Source organism: Nostoc sp. ChiSLP03a (assembly GCF_034531215.2).
Taxonomy (GTDB): domain Bacteria; phylum Cyanobacteriota; class Cyanobacteriia; order Cyanobacteriales; family Nostocaceae; genus Nostoc.
In genome coordinates, this window is record NZ_JAVRBQ020000029.1 from 1 (window position 1) to 18,721 (window position 18,721).

At 43.3% G+C, this 18,721-nt stretch carries 10 protein-coding genes; 7 read left to right on the forward strand and 3 right to left on the reverse strand.

What is annotated here, in order from left to right:
* Positions 1-452: 452 nt before the first annotated feature.
* On the forward strand, positions 453-1,745 hold the full coding sequence (locus tag RMY32_RS03715) for a hypothetical protein (RefSeq protein ID WP_322708975.1): 1,293 nt from the start codon (positions 453-455) through the stop codon (positions 1,743-1,745).
* A gap of 332 nt (positions 1,746-2,077) precedes the next feature.
* Here RMY32_RS03715 and RMY32_RS03720 read toward each other — a convergent pair whose 3' ends face one another.
* The 3 genes from RMY32_RS03720 to RMY32_RS03730 all read right to left on the reverse strand — a co-directional run bounded on the left by RMY32_RS03720 (position 2,078) and on the right by RMY32_RS03730 (position 6,626).
* On the reverse strand, positions 2,078-2,476 hold the full coding sequence (locus RMY32_RS03720) for a hypothetical protein (RefSeq protein WP_322708976.1): 399 nt from the start codon (positions 2,474-2,476) through the stop codon (positions 2,078-2,080).
* A gap of 294 nt (positions 2,477-2,770) precedes the next feature.
* Positions 2,771-5,350, reverse strand: a complete 2,580-nt coding sequence (locus tag RMY32_RS03725; RefSeq protein WP_322708977.1) for a COR domain-containing protein — start codon at positions 5,348-5,350, stop codon at positions 2,771-2,773.
* Positions 5,351-6,008: 658 nt separating this feature from the next.
* Positions 6,009-6,626 (reverse strand): DUF4126 domain-containing protein, encoded by a 618-nt coding sequence (locus tag RMY32_RS03730; protein ID WP_322708978.1) that lies wholly within the window; start codon positions 6,624-6,626, stop codon positions 6,009-6,011.
* 274 nt (positions 6,627-6,900) lie between these two features.
* Here RMY32_RS03730 and RMY32_RS03735 point away from each other — a divergent pair, with 274 nt between their 5' ends.
* The 6 genes from RMY32_RS03735 to RMY32_RS03760 all read left to right on the forward strand — a co-directional run bounded on the left by RMY32_RS03735 (position 6,901) and on the right by RMY32_RS03760 (position 18,551).
* Positions 6,901-7,074 (forward strand): hypothetical protein, encoded by a 174-nt coding sequence (locus RMY32_RS03735; protein WP_322708979.1) that lies wholly within the window; start codon positions 6,901-6,903, stop codon positions 7,072-7,074.
* Between the two features lie 196 nt (positions 7,075-7,270).
* Positions 7,271-10,798, forward strand: a complete 3,528-nt coding sequence (gene metH, locus RMY32_RS03740) for a methionine synthase (protein WP_322708980.1) — start codon at positions 7,271-7,273, stop codon at positions 10,796-10,798.
* Between the two features lie 249 nt (positions 10,799-11,047).
* Entirely contained in the window at positions 11,048-11,689 is a 642-nt protein-coding gene (locus RMY32_RS03745) for a class I SAM-dependent methyltransferase (RefSeq protein WP_322708981.1), read from the forward strand.
* Between the two features lie 222 nt (positions 11,690-11,911).
* Positions 11,912-13,900 (forward strand): molecular chaperone HtpG, encoded by a 1,989-nt coding sequence (htpG, locus tag RMY32_RS03750; RefSeq protein WP_322708982.1) that lies wholly within the window; start codon positions 11,912-11,914, stop codon positions 13,898-13,900.
* Positions 13,901-14,054: 154 nt separating this feature from the next.
* Complete coding sequence (rpmB, locus tag RMY32_RS03755) at positions 14,055-14,291, forward strand: 50S ribosomal protein L28 (protein ID WP_322708983.1); 237 nt, start codon at positions 14,055-14,057, stop codon at positions 14,289-14,291.
* Between the two features lie 1,086 nt (positions 14,292-15,377).
* Positions 15,378-18,551 carry a GAF domain-containing protein gene (locus tag RMY32_RS03760; RefSeq protein ID WP_322708984.1) on the forward strand — a complete coding sequence of 1,058 codons (3,174 nt, stop codon included), beginning with the start codon at positions 15,378-15,380 and terminating at the stop codon, positions 18,549-18,551.
* Positions 18,552-18,721: the final 170 nt, after the last annotated feature.

Here is an 18,721-nt window from a genome sequence, read left to right on the forward strand (position 1 = left end):
CAAGCAAGATTGCTTGGATCACTTTTTGCCGGAGGTCATAACTATAAGGTTTGGGCATCAGTTTCCCAGAGGTTCTACTGGAGCTTTCATCAAGGTCTACTTCCAGTTTATGGCTTAACCGCCTTGGCGGTTGCTATAACAGTTCAAATTGGACGGGTTGATTTGTCGTAAACATTTTGCATTATTAGTTAACTCGTATAAAATTATACTATAATATCAGAAGTATAAGAAAAGCGATCGCCCTCTTTAGCACAACCCAGCAAACTAACGTAAATCTTGGGTTTCGTCTCTAGAGAGAATTACAGCCTCTCCACCACCTCATACCGTTTCACCATAAATTTGATACAGATGCAAACGCCCAAACTTATGCTACGTCTTAATTTTGAATGCGTGAATTTTGAATTTTGAATTGGTATCACCCCCTTATTTTCCTTGAAAATATCTGAAAATATATGAAATTTAGAATCTGCAAATATCCTTTCGCACTCATCCTAGTCAGCTTTGGTTTTGTGCAGATAGCTGATGCTCAAACTCCTGTAGCTGAAACCTCCAACTTATCTCAAGAAGTTTCTGTACTTCGGAAACAGGGCCCAAAAGGGTTAGAAGTATTTCTTAAATCCCATGCTAATACATTAAATACCGCTTCTTCAGGAGCAGTTTTACCTTCTCCTGCGCTTCGGCTAGCTTTAGACGAACTTTGTCAACAAAGAGACTGTTACGCCTCTCATTTGTATTGGTACACTGATATAGAACAAGCCAAAGCTGCTGCTAGAGCCAGTGGTAAACCCATTCTATCTCTGCGGTTATTGGGTAGGCTGGATCAAGATTTGAGTTGTGCTAATAGTAGATTCTTCAGGGTAGCACTGTATCCGAATGTGGAAATTTCTAAACTGCTTCAAGACCGTTTTATTTTGCATTGGCAATCAGTGCGCCCTGTACCCAAAGTAACTATTGATTTTGGCGACGGACGCAAGTTGGAGCGAACGATTACAGGCAATAGCATTCATTATGTATTGGATGCATCAGGTCGGCCAATCGATGCTATTCCAGGGTTATATAGTCCCAAAGCATTTTTGCGGCAGCTAGAGCAGGCTGAATTAGCAGTAAAAAATTACAGTAAACTGACACCAAGCGATCGCGAGTCTTATTTAAGAAAATACCACAGCGATCATTTAAATTCTATCCAAGGCCAATGGGTTGCAGATTTATCCCGCCTGGGTATCCAATCTCCTCCTAAGTTAGTAGAAACTCCCAGCAACCCCACTCAACCACCGACAGCAGAAATAGCAAGCTCTCTAGCAGTTTCTAAAATGAGAGTTGAAACGCCAATGTTAACTGCTCTCCAGTCTGATGCTGAACGGAATCAAAACGCCTTAACTGAAATTACTGACCAGAAAGTTTGGGACAAAATTGCTCAACTCTATGCCGCCGATGTCAAGCTAGATCGAAACAGCATCTCTCTAATTAGAGCTAAAAAGTCTCAATCTGCCAACACTCAAGCAGATAATTTGCCGATAATAGTGAAAAATTTTGAAGCTACAATGGCTTTAGATACAGTCAGAAATGAATATATGCTGCACAGCCAAATTCATCAATGGTTTATGCAGGGTAAGCAAACAAGGAGTGTAGAAGCGCTCAATGAACAAGTATACGGAGAACTATTTTTAACTCCTAGTTCTGACCCTTGGTTGGGGCTTTTCCCTAGCGACAGCTACAGCGCCATTGATAATGATGGCATTCGTTAGTAGCTCATGATAAGCATCGCTAACCTTGCAATAATATTTACTCATTCACGAATATAAAAGACTCATTAATGGAGTTCAAAAACTCGTTAACGGAGCTAAAAGACTCATTAATGGAGTTCAAAGGTGCATTACGCTTTCGCGCTAACACACCCTATTGGACTGACACAGCTAAAATAGTGCATAAAATTTAGCTTTTGTGGGGCGGACAAGATGTCATTGGTGTCAACTTAGCGTGAAAGCCAGCCTATAACCAGCTTTTAGATATTGTCTCGTTCCCAGTCGGAGACTGGGAATGCCGTCCTAGCGGCTCTGCCGCCAGGGAGGCAGAGCCGCTAGGAGCAACATTTCCAGCCTTTAGGCTGGAAACGAGATTTGAAAACGCCGTTAACATCTTGAGCGTACCGTTCACCATAGTTACTTGGATCGACCGAAGCAACTTGATAATTAGGTCTGTACTGTGCAAAAGCTTGAGTAGTTATGTATCTTGCGACAGGCTGGTTAGTCTTGACTGGGGACTTGATAACATTTTGAAATTTCTTTTCTGGCTCTTTCGCTGATTGAAATTGCGCCTGGGGATATTGACTCAAAGCTGTAACCTGTGGATTGGATGCACGGGAGGTTGTCGGATTGTTGTGTAATTTTGTTGCTCGTCCAATTAGCAGCACTACAATTAAAGTGGCGAACATCAGCCAGATTAGTAGTACCCTAGTCACCCAGTCTGTAAACTTCATTTTTCTAATACCTGTAAAACCGTAGATATTAATTTATAGCTAAACTGGCGTATCCTTTGAAGAGGCGCACTTCTGTAAACCCCTACCGCTTATAGTATCCAAATAATAATCGCTATAATACCTTAATTCTAGTCAAATATACGTTACTAGTATATGTTGAATGCTAAGTAATTGTTTTAAATGCTTCCTCTATCTATGGAGCTATTTAAATACTCTTAAAACCATTGCTACTGCTTGAATAGTTGATGAATTATGTCTCTACAATTCAAGATTGCAATCTCAAATTTCAAATAGTTAGCGTTTATACTCTGCTGCGTGGTATTCGCATAGCCACAGGTAATGTCCCTCTGGAGTTAAGACGTTCTTTAATCCACCCCAGTGTTGCTGTGGATCTTTTTCTTCTAAAAGTTGACGTAAGGCACGTAAAGCTGCACCATCGGTGCGTTCTGGATCTAAATCTTCATCTATAGCAATTTTGTTTGCTAATCCTAAATCTTCAGATTCTTTGAGTTCGGGTAATTTTGCTGCTACTTCTTTAAATAGTTCTAAGTCATTTTTGAATAGCGTTTCATATTCTTTGGGATCTACGACACCCAGCCAAGGGCCAATTATCGGTGCGGCATATTTTAAGACTTTGAATAAGTTACCAATATAATGTGCAGTTACTCTCAACCATTTGGCAGGTTCATTTATTTCATATAAACCGCCTTCTTGGGTGGGATGCCAACAACCCGGTGCTTGGCAATAGAGTTGTAAATCTAATTTCTGTCCAGTTAGATTCTTTTGCCAAGCTTTACCGCCATGTGGACACAGGATAAAGACGTTGGGACAGTGAGAATCAATTTTTGCTTGTTCGCGGCGGAATGTATTGGTAAATCCCCGTTGCGTCAGTTCTAGGAGATTTTTGAATTCATTGAGAATTACTGTTTGTCCATCCACAACTGTGTCAACAACTGTTTTTTCTAACTGGTCAATGCGTTCTAACACTGCATTTTGAGTATTCCAGTTTAAGCCATATAAGAGTTCTGGCACTGATACATCTTCCATAGCTTCTGGGCATTCAATTGTTCCTTTCTTTTTTTCCCAGCGTTGCGATAGTTGTTTATAGTCAAATTCGTGAGTGCATGGTTGACCATTATGACCAAGACATGGAATTGTGCGTTTAATATCTAATCCGGGAAACCTGGCGAGAGTGAGTTCCATGCCATCTCGAAGCAGGACAAAAAAATTCAGCGGGTTAGGGCCTCGCACTGTTAATTTAATATAGCGATCGCTTTTAACAGCTTCCACTAATGCTAAATGTTCTTGCTCATAAGCAAATAAGACACCGTTACGCCAATGAGTATTAGTTGTGAAGCGGTGTTGACGCGCAATAAACCAAGTGGGAATACCCGCAGGAATGGTATTGAGTTTAAATTTCATCGAAATTTCATTACATTCCCCTGCTTGTTTAATTTGCTGCCATTTGTGTTCATAATTAGGCGGGTCGAAGGGCAAACGTTCCACAACTAAACTGATATCCCGGTTTTCGGGAATGCGGTAGGAAAGGTCAAAACGCTCCATGAGGTGCAAAAAGTGGTCGCGCATGGATGGCTCTAAGTCGCGCCAAAGTTGATTCATTTCCTGACGGGTGAAAATGCCCAAGCGATCGCTTACATCTTTGCTTTCTAAAACTTTGCTAATATATTCAGTTACCCACTGTGGCTTGAGGATAACGGTATCATTAAGTTCTTCGTTGTCTTGGAAATAGAGAATTTCGCCTAATTCATGCAGCCATCGCGCCAGCACTTCCTTGCTAATATCAGCAACTTGGGACTCAGCCATGATGTCGCACAATTCCTGTGGTGTGATTTGTTTTTTTGGCTGAGTGCGGATGGCATTAGCAGCATTTAGCCAGGTGGTAGGCCAGATTTCACCCATCAAGGGCAACTTAGCGGCTGATTCTGCGATCGCTTGCCGAAGTTCTTCAATGCCAAGGCTAATTTTAGAACTAATTTTACAGTGTTCGATAATCTGGGGGTAATTGTCACGTAACTCTTTTAAGGGAAGGTCAGCATCTCGCTCATCGATGTGAGTGGCGACGAGTAAAATCGGAGATTCCGGGGCTAAAGCTTTGATAATATCCAGCCAGTGGTAGAGTTTACCTTGCTCAAATCCTAGTCGAGCATTCCAGGCGAGTAAAAATAGGGAGCGGTTGGTGAGGAAGAATTGATGCGTGGCGTGATTGATTTGCTGTCCCGCAAAATCCCACGTTTTCAAATGCATTGTAGTACCTGCTTTGCTGGGATGGCTTAAATCGAGCCATTTAATTTCAATACCGTGGGTGGTGGATTCCTGGATGTCGAACTCTTCACCACGCAAGGCTCTTAATAACGATGTTTTACCTACACCTCCTTCACCGACGACTAGCAGCTTAGAAACCCACTGCTGTTGGCTATTCCGTAACCTTTCTCGAAGATAGGTCAAAATTGCCTGCGTTCCCTGCTTGACAATTTCAAGCGGTGGCGAGGTTAGTTGGGGATTGTTATCGAGGAATAGCCTTGTCAAGTTGGAGAGTTGGCTTATTTCTGGCGGCAGGCTGCTGAGTTGATTGTCAGAGAGGGATAGCCTTGTCAAGTTGGAGAATTGGCTGATTTCTGGCGGCAGGCTGCTGAGTTGATTGCTAGAGAGGGATAGCTCAGTCAAGTTGGGGAGTTGACTGATTTCTGGTGGCAGGCTGCTGAGTTGATTGTCAGAGAGGGATAGCCTTGTCAAGTTGGAGAGTTGGCTGATTTCTGGCGGCAGGCTGCTGAGTTGATTGTTAGAGAGGTTTAGCTCTGTTACCTTTTCCCTGGCAGCTTTTTCAATAATTTGCAACAGTTCTTCGTTTGTCACCTGCAAACCTCATCAACTCTGTAGCGATATTTACTCAAGTAGTATATCGTAACTAAGCATTACAAATTGGATTAGTGTGTTCATGCCTATAAAAACGGCTGTAATATTTAAATTAGCTGAGTGCGATCGCTTTTCACGGTCATTAGCTGAGTGCGTAAGCGTAGTCCATCGTAGACATCGATAGCCTCGCAATAATATTTACTTATTCACAAGTATAAAAATCTTATTAAAGAAGTTCAAAGGCTCATTAATGGAGCTAAAAGGTTCATTCACGAGTATAAAAGACTCGTCAGCGAATATCAAAGACTCGTCGGCGAGTATAAAAGACTCGTCAGCGAATATCAAAGACTCGTCAGCGAATATCAAAGACTCGTCAGCGAATATCAAAGACTCGTCGGCGAGTATAAAAGACTCGTCAGCGAATATCAAAGACTCGTCGGCGAGTATAAAAGACTCGCCGACGAGTATAAAAGACTTGTCCACGAGTATAAAAGACTCGTCCATGAGTATAAAAGACTCATTCACGCAGTTCAAAGGGTGCGCTACGCTTTCGCGCTAACACACCCGAAGACTGCGATCGCTTTATAATTGCGATGTCTACGATGGGCTATTCGGCATCGCAGCGATGAAACCAATCCATAAGTACTTATCCCAATTCTCATGATGGAGAAACGGTTTTGTTAGTTTGAGAAGATGGTTTATTCAAAAATAAATTCAAAATTCTTTGAATAGCTATTATTAGAAAACCAATCACGAGTATTCCTGCTACCACTGGTAAAGCTAGCGCCAGCACAGACAGTCCGATGGCAACGAGCAACTCAATGGTTGACACAACTGGATTGGTTAACCCACCGGAAACGCCTGTAGAACTTATCCGCAATATATTCGTTAATCCCTGAGTTAATCCTGCGGTTCCACCACCAGCAACTAAAGCTAACGTCCATTGCACGAGTGGATTCATCTCTGGAGCAACGGATGCTGTGACGATTGTCCCGGCGATAAATGCCGCAGGAGTGGCTACAATATCCAACAGATGATCCAACCAAGGAATGTAATAACCGATAATTTCCAGCGAACAAGCAACGGCAAATACAATTACAGCTTGAGGGGTTTCCAGCCAATCAAAGTTAGTCGGCAAATCTAAATGTCCAAAAACTGAAGCCACACTCAATGCTAGCAGTGGGACAAATACTCGAAAGCCAGCCGCCGCACTCAAACTAATCCCCAGTAATAATTCAATAAATGTATTGAGATTGAACAAAGAATTTAAATCCATAGTAGGACTCAAGTTATACTCCTGGTGTTTTTCCATCTTTGAGCTGAACGGAGTAACAACTCTAAGCTGTGATTCCAAGATAAGAAACTTGATGAAAATATTTCATCTGACTATATGTAGAATTAGTGAAACCACACCTGTGTCAATACTGCGTAGGTTTTGCCTAAAAAATAACTCCAATGTAGGTTGCGTTTCGTTCCTCAACTCAACATTTTCAGGGCTTTGTTTGTGAGCCAGCGACCTCTAGAGTGATATCATGTCCGCATAATTAGTTATGCTAACCACAGTCATTACACCCCACCCTGAGATGCTTTGGCTGCGGTGTACACACAAGTCACCAGTTTTATCCCAATACGCTTGGGATAAGCCAGAAACCCCTCATGTAGAAACGCGATTTATCGCTCATGTAGAGACGCGATTTATCGCGTCTAAAAAACTGAAACGTTAGAGAGACGCGATAAATCGCCGTCTCTACAAAGAATGGACTCGTCAATTATTCCTTGACAGGTCAAAATGAGCAAATGGTGAGTTTCAGCAAAACAGACTTTATTAAAAGATGCCGAAAATATCACAATCTTGGAAAATAATAAAGTAAGTCGAGTATCACAAGACTCACTTGATTTCCTCATTTATTCTAGGAAAATATGACTCATTCTTTCCTTGAACGCCTGCGTAGTCCAGATAGCCCAGTCCTCGTCTTCGACGGGGCGATGGGAACTAATTTACAAACCCAAAACCTGACTGCTGAAGACTTCGGCGGCCCGCAGTATGAAGGTTGTAACGAATACTTAGTCCATACAAAACCCGAAGCAGTTGCTAAGGTTCACCGCGACTTTCTTGCTGCTGGTGCAGACGTAATTGAAACCGATACCTTTGGTAGTACATCCCTGGTGCTGGCAGAATATGACTTGGCAGACCAAGCCTATTGCCTCAGCAAGACAGCCGCAGAATTAGCCAAGCGTGTCGCTGCGGAATTTTCCACGCCAGAAAAACCCCGGTTTGTGGCAGGTTCCATCGGCCCAACAACGAAACTACCCACCTTGGGACATATTGACTTTGACACCATGAAAGCGACTTTTGCCGAACAAGCAGAGGCGCTGTGGGATGGTGGGGTCGATTTATTTTTAGTGGAAACTTGCCAAGATGTGCTGCAAATTAAAGCGGCCCTGAATGCCATTGAAGAAGTGTTTGCCAAAAAAGGCGATCGCCGACCGTTGATGGTGTCTGTGACAATGGAAAGCATGGGCACAATGTTGGTTGGTTCAGAAATCAGTGCTGTGCTGACGATTCTGGAACCTTACCCAATTGACATTCTCGGTCTAAACTGCGCCACAGGCCCAGACTTGATGAAACCACATATCAAGTATCTATCAGAACATTCACCTTTTATAGTTTCCTGTATTCCCAACGCAGGTTTACCTGAGAACGTCGGCGGTCAAGCGCACTACCGACTGACACCGTTAGAATTACGGATGTCGCTGATGCATTTTGTTGAAGATTTGGGTGTCCAAGTGATCGGGGGTTGCTGTGGGACGCGTCCAGAACACATTCAACAATTGGCAGAAGTCGCTAAAGGTCTGAAGCCAAAAGTTAGACAACCTAGCTTAGAACCAGCAGCAGCATCAATTTACACTACTCAGCCCTACGAGCAAGATAATTCTTTCTTGATTGTTGGCGAACGTCTCAACGCCAGTGGTTCCAAGAAGTGCCGCGATTTGCTTAATGCCGAAGATTGGGATGGACTGGTGTCAATGGCGAGGGCGCAAGTAAAAGAAGGCGCACACATCCTCGATGTTAACGTCGATTATGTCGGACGCGATGGCGTGCGAGATATGCACGAATTAGTTTCGCGCATTGTTAATAATGTGACATTACCTTTAATGCTTGACTCCACCGAATGGGAAAAGATGGAGGCGGGTTTAAAGATTGCCGGTGGTAAGTGTTTGCTGAACTCCACCAACTACGAAGATGGAGAACCGCGCTTTTTGAAAGTGCTGGAATTAGCGAAAAAATACGGTGCTGGTGTAGTCATTGGTACTATCGATGAAGATGGGATGGCGCGGACAGCCGAGAAAAAGTTTGCGATCGCCCAACGCGCATACCGCCAAGCTGTAGAATACGGCATACCACCCACAGAAATATTCTTTGATACCCTGGCGTTACCCATTTCTACCGGGATTGAAGAAGACCGAGAAAACGGTAAAGCCACAATTGAAGCGATTCGGCGGATTCGTCAAGAATTACCTGGATGTCATGTGATTTTGGGTGTTTCCAATATTTCCTTTGGTTTGAATCCAGCTTCGCGGATGGTGCTGAACTCAGTATTTTTACACGAGGCGACTACGGCGGGAATGGATGCAGCCATTGTCAGCGCTAACAAAATTTTACCGCTCTCGAAGATTGACGCCCGCCATCAAGAAATCTGTCGTCAGTTGATTTATGATGAGCGCAAATTTGAGGGTAATGTTTGCGTTTACGATCCTTTGGGAGAGCTTACCACAGTATTTGCTGGAGTGACAACTAAGCGCGATCGCTCCTTAGATGAAAGTCTCCCCATCCCAGAACGTCTCAAACGTCACATCATCGATGGCGAACGCATCGGCTTAGAAGAACATCTCAAAAAAGCCTTAGAAGAATATCCCCCTCTGGAAATTATCAACACCTTCCTGCTAGATGGCATGAAAGTTGTCGGGGAATTATTCGGTTCTGGACAAATGCAGTTACCTTTCGTTTTGCAATCTGCGGAAACCATGAAAGCGGCGGTAGCGTTTCTCGAACCGTTCATGGAAAAATCAGAATCGGGTAACAATGCCAAGGGAACCTTTATCATTGCCACAGTCAAAGGCGATGTCCACGACATTGGTAAAAACTTGGTGGATATCATCTTATCCAACAACGGCTACAAGGTGATTAACCTGGGAATTAAACAGCCGGTGGAAAACATCATCAACGCTTACGAACAGCACAAAGCTGATTGTATAGCCATGAGTGGTTTGCTGGTAAAATCCACCGCCTTCATGAAAGAGAACTTGGAGGTATTCAACGAAAAAGGAATTAGTGTCCCTGTGATATTAGGTGGTGCAGCGCTGACTCCCAAGTTTGTCTATGAAGATTGCCAAAACACTTACAAAGGTAAAGTTGTTTATGGCAAAGATGCCTTTTCTGACTTGCACTTCATGGATAAATTAATGCCAGCAAAGGCAACTAATAACTGGGAAGATTTGCAAGGATTTTTGAACGAAGTCGAAACGGCTGAAGTTTCGACTAATGGTAACAAACAAGCAAAAGCTAAGACTGCTGAAGAAACATCTGCTGAACCAAAAGTAGTAGATACGCGGCGTTCTGATGCTGTGGCGATAGATATTGAACGTCCGACACCGCCTTTCTGGGGAACGAAGTTATTGCAGCCTAGTGATATTCCCATTCAGGAAATATTCTGGCATTTAGATTTACAAGCTTTGATTGCTGGACAGTGGCAATTCCGTAAACCAAAGGAACAATCCAAGGAAGAATATCAGGCTTTCTTGGCTGAGAAAGTGTATCCAATTTTAGAAAGTTGGAAACAGCGAATTATTGAGGAGAATCTGTTACACCCCCAGGTAATTTACGGGTATTTCCCTTGTCAAGCTGAGGGGAATTCTCTACATATATATGACTCAGAAAGTCAATCACAACAGATTGCAACTTTCGAGTTTCCCAGACAAAAGTCTTTAAGGCGGCTGTGCATAGCAGATTTCTTTGCACCGAAGGAGTCGGGAATTATTGATGTCTTCCCAATGCAAGCGGTGACTGTCGGGGAAATTGCCACAGAGTTCGCTCAAAAGTTGTTTGCTGCCAATCAATACACCGATTACCTGTATTTCCACGGTATGGCGGTGCAGGTGGCGGAAGCTGTAGCTGAGTGGACACACGCTAGAATTCGCCGGGAGTTAGGTTTTGCTGCTGAGGAACCCGATAATATTCGGGATATATTAGCACAACGCTATCGCGGCTCCCGGTATAGTTTTGGCTATCCAGCTTGTCCCAACATTCAAGACCAGTACAAGCAACTGGAGTTATTGCAGACTGACAGGATTAACTTGTATATGGATGAAAGCGAACAACTTTATCCAGAACAGTCTACCACTGCGATTATTACCTATCACCCGTTAGCAAAATACTTTAGCGCGTAGAATCCTACTCGTTAACCCAATACGCTTGGTGTTAATTATATTTTGCCCTGGAAAATCCCCCTAACCTGTTCTCTACCTCTCTCTAACCTCTCCTCGTAGGAGAAGAAGGGGAGTAAGATGCAAAGCCTCTCTCCTTGTAGGAGAGAGGTTTGGAGTGAGGTTCTGATGTTACTTTGCTGATTTTTCCGGGAATCCTGTAGTTGTATGCGCACCAGATTTGTTAATCTCTCAGCTTAGGTAGGCTTATTTATGCAACTCATCAGCTCGTTAGATATTAGAAATTCAGAATATTTATCCAAAAATCGCCTCATCAGTTACCATCACCAGTTGCGTCTAATTTTTTCGCTGGGTAATCAGGTAAAAAACGTTCTGGAAATTGGGATTTTTAATTCTCTGTTAACAGACATCTTGAAGAATAATGGATACAACGTCTCCACTGCTGATGTTGACCCCAGCCTCAAACCAGAAATAATTTTGGATTTGACTACAGATTTTTCCTTACCAAAAGATAAATTTGATGCGATTGTCCTGTTTCAAGTGCTGGAACATTTCCCCTACCCTGAGTCAGAAGAAGCATTGAGAAAACTTGCTATTGCAACTAAGAAATTTTTGGTGATTTCGATTCCCTATTGCACTCAATACCTTTCATTTCAGGTGAAAACTTCTTTCTCAGGTAGACCAAGGCATTTACTATTCAATGTGCCAAAATTCTGGAGTACAACGCCAGTCTGTGACGAACACTGCTGGGAAATGGGTTTAAAAGGATATCCGAAAACGCGGATTTTAAACTCTGTTGCCAAAGCTGGGTTAACTGTTAAGCAAGAATTTATCGATCCCACTTATCCATACCATTATTTTTTGGTGTTGGAAAAGAATTCTAGTAATACTTAAACAGCAATTTGTGGGGAGCGGGGAGTCGGAAGTAGGGGAATCCGAATCAGAAAATGGGGGCAAACAATGCTCAAAAAAGGTGCGATCGCCTAAGTTATGCTTTTAAAATCCTAATTGGTATCATGCCCTTCTGTGCTCTCCGGGTTTATCCTGGAAAGCAGAAGGCTAAGTTGTATTACCTACTATCATCATTTCAGATACTAACATCGAAGATTATCAATTATGCTAGAACAAGGCACTATCAGTATTCATACTGAGAATATTTTCCCGATCATCAAGAAGTCGCTCTATTCAGATCATCAAATCTTCTTGCGGGAACTGGTATCCAACGCTGTAGACGCCATCCAAAAGCTGAAAATGGTATCCCGCGCCGGCGATTATGCTGGAGACATCGGCGAACCAGAAATTGAAATTGCCATTGACAAAGATAAGAAAACTCTATCCATCTCCGATAACGGTATCGGGATGACCGCAGATGAAGTTAAGAAATATATCAATCAAGTTGCCTTCTCTAGTGCGGAAGAATTTATTCATAAGTATGAAGGCAAATCAGATCAACCGATAATCGGCCACTTCGGTCTTGGTTTCTACTCTTCCTTTATGGTGGCGCAAAAGGTAGAAATTGATACCTTATCCTACCAAGAAGGGGCGCAGGCGGTTCACTGGTCTTGTGATGGTTCCCCAGCTTTCACTCTCGAAGAATCTTCCCGAACAACTCGCGGTACTACTATTATTCTTAGCCTGCAAGGGGAAGAAGAGGAATTTCTCGAACTAGCACGAATTAAGAATCTTGTCAAGACCTACTGCGACTTCTTGCCAGTTCCGATTAAACTTGATGGCGAAGTATTAAATAAGCAAAAAGCGCCGTGGCGAGAGTCTCCAAGTAATCTGACTAAAGAAGATTATTTAGAGTTTTACCGCTATCTGTATCCTTTTCAGGAAGAACCTTTGTTATGGGTACATCTAAATACAGACTATCCGTTTATCATCAACGGGATTCTGTATTTCCCGAAAATGCGACCGGATGTAGATGTTACCAAAGGACAGATCAAGCTATTTTGCAATCAAGTTTTTGTTAGCGACAACTGCGAAGAAATTATCCCGCAATTTCTGATGCCGATGCGGGGTGTGATTGATAGCACCGATATTCCCCTGAACGTATCGCGGAGTGCTTTGCAAGGCGATCGCACCGTGCGGCGAATTGGTGACTACATTGCCAAAAAAGTAGGCGATCGCCTCAAAGAACTTTTCCGCGACAACCGCGAACAATACATTAGCGCCTGGAAAGACCTCGGCACTTTCGTAAAATTCGGCGTTCTCAACGACGAGAAATTCAAAAAACAAATCGAAGATATCATCGTCTTCCGCACCACCGCCAAGCTGACAGAAAAAGTTGCTGCTGAAACTCCAGTGGTTGAAGTCCAGTCTTCAGACGGCGATGCTTGGCAAGATGTCACTCCTTCACCCAGTTCTGAGAACTCAACTCCCAGCGCTCCTTATACTACGCTGAAAGAGTATCTAGAACGCAACAAAGAACGCCACGAAAACCGAGTTTTCTACAGCACCGATGAAGCTACCCAATCTACATACATAGAACTGCACAAAAATCAAGGCTTGGAAGTCCTGTTTATGGACTCCTTCATCGACACCCACTTTATCAACTTCCTAGAGCGCGAATATCAGGATGTCAAGTTTACGCGGGTAGACTCAGATTTAGATAATACTCTGCTAGAACAAGATAAAGATAAGGAAATTGTCGATCCCAAGACGAATAAAACTCGCAGTGAGACGATCAAAGAGTTATTTGAGAAATCCCTCAACAAACCCAAACTCAACATCCGTACCGAAGCGTTGAAATCAGACGATCCTCAAGGGACACCACCTGCGATCGTGCTTTTACCAGAGATTCTTCGCCGCCTGCGCGAAATGAACGCCATGATGCAGCAGCAGTCAGCAGAGTTTCCCGAAGATCACATTTTGCTGGTGAATACTGCTCACCCGTTGATTCAAAATCTGGCAAATATTAATCAAGGTAGTATCATTCAAGGTAACGGTGAATCGTCTACAGATCAGTTAGTCAACTTGATTTGTCAACACGTTTACGATTTAGCGCTGATGTCTCAGAAAGGATTTGACGCTGAGGGAATGAAATCCTTCGTCGAGCGATCTAATGAGGTACTCACCAAGCTGACGGAACAAGCGAGTAAATAGTGCTGAGTGGGAAGTTAGGAGTTAGGAGTTTGGAGTTATTTCTCCCCTGCTTCCCCTGCTTCCCTGCCCCCCTGCCCCCTTATCTCTCCACTTCTGCTGCCTAAGACCTAAAATGGAAAGGCTGTATTAAAATAACAATCTGGAGATAGTAGCTATGTCCCGTCGCTGTGAACTAACTGGTAAGAAGGCAAATAACGCTTATTCTGTTTCCCACTCCCACCGCCGTACTAAACGCCTTCAGCACGCTAATCTGCAAGACAAGCGGGTTTGGTGGGAAGCTGGAAATCGCTGGGTGAGATTAAAGTTGTCTACCAAAGCAATTAAAACCCTACAAATTAATGGGTTAGAAGCAATGGCAAAAAAAGCTGGCATTAACCTAAATCATTACTAAGTAATCTGGATTTCATAACCTGAAACTTTTGTAGGTTGCAATATAGGTGGTTTGTAGGGGCGCACTGCTAGCAGTGCGCCCCTAGTGTTTATAGCGGTTCCCATTCAGATGAGGTATAGCACAAGCCTTGGTGGTTAGGACATTAACAGATGATAAAACTTAGACACAACAAGACTTTTCACCCAATCCCCAGTCACCAGTTCTCAGTCCCTTGCTATACAAGATTAACGTGAGTTCGACAGACCTCTCCCGGACAGCCTCCCTGTCCTAAAAGGCGAACGCGTTGCGTCTCCCCTTGGGAGAGGGAGGAGTAACGAGAAAACAAAAGTTTTTGCTCCCCTCTCCTACCAGGAGAGGGGCTGGGGGAGAGGTCAAAATAGTACTCGTCGAACTCACGTAAGATTACATCGCAAGGTGTAGGGGCACGGCATTGCCCATTGGTATCAACTTAACGCCAAACCCCTTGTCCGCCGGGAATTGAAATTCCCGTCTCATCGCTAAAGTCATCTGAAGATGACTAAATATCGCCAAAAATCTCCAGTCTACTGAAGTAGAGTTAAGCTAAAGCCGGAAAATTTATTTCCGGGCGGGGATGTAAGCTAACAGATAAGCTATTTCCAGCTGAAGTTGACACCTATGGCAACATGAGCGCCCAGATTATGCAACTTGAATACTGATTAGCTTAAAGAAACAGGGGACAGAAGCAATATAGATGTGTACTGAGCTTTTTGACGCAATCAATATGAGTTATTTATGTAATTTTTCCACTACGGATAAATTCAGGTATTTTTGAATAAAAATACTTACCAGTTTTATATTTTTCAGAATTGAAGTTAGACCGCTCTATACCCAAAATTAATTATGAATTGATTTTGTCATTGCTCAACACTCTTAACAAGAGGCCAAAATAGAGATTAACTGAATAAATAGAAAAACTGCCTGACCTTAAACAACTATCAACGAGGCAAAAGAAGCCTTGATAGTAAACTAAAAGTAATCAAGACTCTCCACTAACTAAGACTAGTTGAGCAATTACAAATAAACAAGGGAATACTGAAAATAGGTAGTCTATTTTATTTATAATTTATGACAGCGAACAGTTATGGAACGTCGAACCACTTAGACCTGCAAGATTGTCACAAACAGCTACAGCTAACGGTTCAATATCAAAAAATATTGGCGAGGATTCTGGCTAAGATTCGCGCATCTGTAAATATAGAATCCCTCTGTTCGACTTCTTGTCAAGATATTTGTCGGCAATTGAAGATTGAGCGAGTTGCAATCTATCGCTTTAACACTGACTGGAGCGGTAGTTTTCTCAATCGTTTTGGCTTTGCAGAACATCCTTGGGATGCATTGACTGCCTTTGGACAGGATTTGGTTTGGGAAGATTCACATTTGCAAGAAACTCAGGGAGGGCGATATCGCAAAAATGAGCCGTTTGCTGTGGCTGATATTTACGATGCAGGGCACGCTCGTTGTCATATTGAAGTATTAGAACAGTTTCAGATTCGGGCGTATGCGATCGCACCCATCTTCATCGGCCCAAAACTGTGGGGAATGCTGGCAGCCTATCAACACTCCGCTCCTCGGCAATGGTATCCTCACGAAGTTGAATTTTTCGCTCAAGCTGCCAGCCATCTTGGCCTAGCAATGCAGCAGACAGAAACCCTAGAAGAAACCAAACAACGCACAGCAGAACTGCAAGATGCGATCGCGCGGCAACGGGCTTTAACGGAAGTAGTAGGAAATATTCGCTCCTCTGTAAATACCGAAATTATTCTAGACACTGCCTGTCAAGAACTCTGCAAACTCCTGAAGTTAGAGCGGGCAGCAATTTACCGCTTTAATGAAGATTGGAGCGGCGAATTTGTCAGCCAATTCGGGATGGTAGAGGCGCAGTGGGATAGAATCAATCCCTTTGGCAAAAATCTCGTTTGGGAAGATACCCATCTCCAAGAAACGAAAGGTGGACGCTACCGCAATAACGAAAGTTTTGCTGTCAACGACATCTACCAAGCCGGACACTCGCGTTGTCACATGGATATTTTGGAGCAATTCAAGATTCGGGCATATACCTTAGCACCGATCTTCATCGGCCCAAAACTGTGGGGACTGATAGCAGCCTATCAACACTCCGGGCCGCGCCAATGGGCAAATTACGAAGTGGAGTTTCTGGGACAGGTAGGGGCACAATTGGGAGTCGCGATTCAGCAAGCCGAGAATTTAGCTCAGTCGAAACAACAGGCAGTTGCTCTCAAAGATGCGATCGCAAGGCAACGAGCATTAACTGAAGTGGTTGGGAAAATTCGCTCCTCTTTAAATATTGATTTAATTCTAAAAACTAGTTGCCAAGAAGTATGTAAACTGCTGCGAGTTGAGCGAGTTGGCGTTTATCGCTTCAATCAAGACTGGAGTGGCGAATTCGTCAGTAATTTCGGCATGCTTGAGGCACAGTGGGACAGTATTAATCCCTTTGGCAAAAATCTCGTTTGGGAAGATACTCACCTTCAAGAAACCAAAGGCGGGCGCTACCGCAACAACGAAAATTTTGCTGTAGAGGATATTTATCAAGCTGGACACTCGCGCTGTCACCTCGATATTTTGGAGCAGTTCAAAATTCGCGCTTATGCGTTAACCCCAATTTTTGTGGGACGGAATTTGTGGGGATTGCTGGCTGCCTATCAACATTCCGCACCGCGCCAGTGGGATAGTGTGGAAGTGGAATTTTTGGGACAAGTTGCTAGCCAACTAGGAGTGGCACTGCAAAGTTCTCAAATGGTGACTCAAATTCAAACTCGCGCCGATGAACTGCAACAATCGGCTGAACAGCGCCGGATTTTATTTGATTTGGTCGTCAAAATTCGGGAATCTTTGGATTTAGAGACGATCCTTAAGACTACAGTACAGGAAGTGCGGCGATCGCTAAATACAGATCGAGTTGGCATTTTCCGCTTCGATCCGAATGTTGGTTTTTGTAGCGGTGAATTTATTGCTGAAGATGTCTTACCCAAGTTCGATTCTGCCCTCGCCGTGAAGGTGCAAGACTATTGCTTCGGCGATCAATATGCACCGCAATATCGTCAAGGGCAAGTGCAAGTAATATCTGATGTCAACAGCGTTGGCTCCAAAGTACCTCATCTGGATGTAATTGAGCGATTCCAAGTCAAAGCACAGATTATTGTGCCATTGATGGAAGGGGATGAACTGTGGGGGTTGTTGTGCATTCACCAATGCACCCATACACGTCATTGGGAAGAAGCGGAATTGGAATTTGTCACCCAAGTGGCGGCTCAACTCAGCGTAGCACTGCGTCAAGCCAACTTATTTCAACAATCTAGTTTGCTGGGTCAAACTCGTGAAGAAGCGAATCAACTCGCTCAAGCACTGAATGAACTGCGTACTGCCCAAATGCAAATTATCCACGCTGAAAAAATGGCCAGCTTGGGGCAACTGGTGGCGGGAGTTGCCCATGAAATTAATAACCCGATTAATTTTATCCACGGCAACTTAGAACACGCTCACCAATACACGCAAGAATTGCTTCACTATGTGCAACTTTATTGGCATCATTATCCTGATGCCGCACCAGAAATCCAAGAGTTCTTCAAAAAAGCCGAAATAGCGTATTTGGTCGAAGATTTACCTCAATTATTCCAGTCCATGCAGGTCGGCACTGAACGCATTCGGGAAATTGTCACATCTTTACGGAACTTCTCGCGCCTAGACGAAGCTGACTTCAAACCAGCAAATATTCACGAAGGCATCGACAGTACATTAATGATTTTACAAAACCGTTTGAAGCCCTCAGCTGATAGCCTCACCATTCATGTGAGCAAAGATTATGCTACTTTACCTCTAATAGAATGCTATCCCGGTCAGTTGAATCAGGTATTTATGAATTTGCTGTCTAATGCCATTGATGCTCTAGAAGAACGAACCACAAAGGAGTCTTCTGAAGCACTGGCAAAAAACCCCTGCAAAATCCAAATTTCTACCTCCTTGCTCAATAAAGATTGGATTGTCATTCGCATCGCCGACAACGGACTCGGCATAGATGAAAAAGTCCTATCTCGACTGTTCGATCCATTTTTCACTACTAAGGTTGTCGGTAAAGGTACAGGTTTGGGACTGTCTATCAGCTATCAGATAGTTACAGAAAAACACAACGGTAAAATATACTGCCAATCTGAGCTTGGCAAAGGTACAGACTTTGTGATTGAGTTGCCGATTCGTCAGGTAACAAATAAAAAACAGTAGTTAAAGTCAACGGATTAGACCAGGAATAAGCCAATACGTTTGAGTTAAGGCTAAAATTCTTTCTAAAAATCAATTTTTTTAACGTAGGGCTGCTGAAAAAGAAAGAAAAGGTGACAGTATCTAAATTATCAGACTCTAGAAGTATATTCAGGTGCAAGACAAGGAGTGTT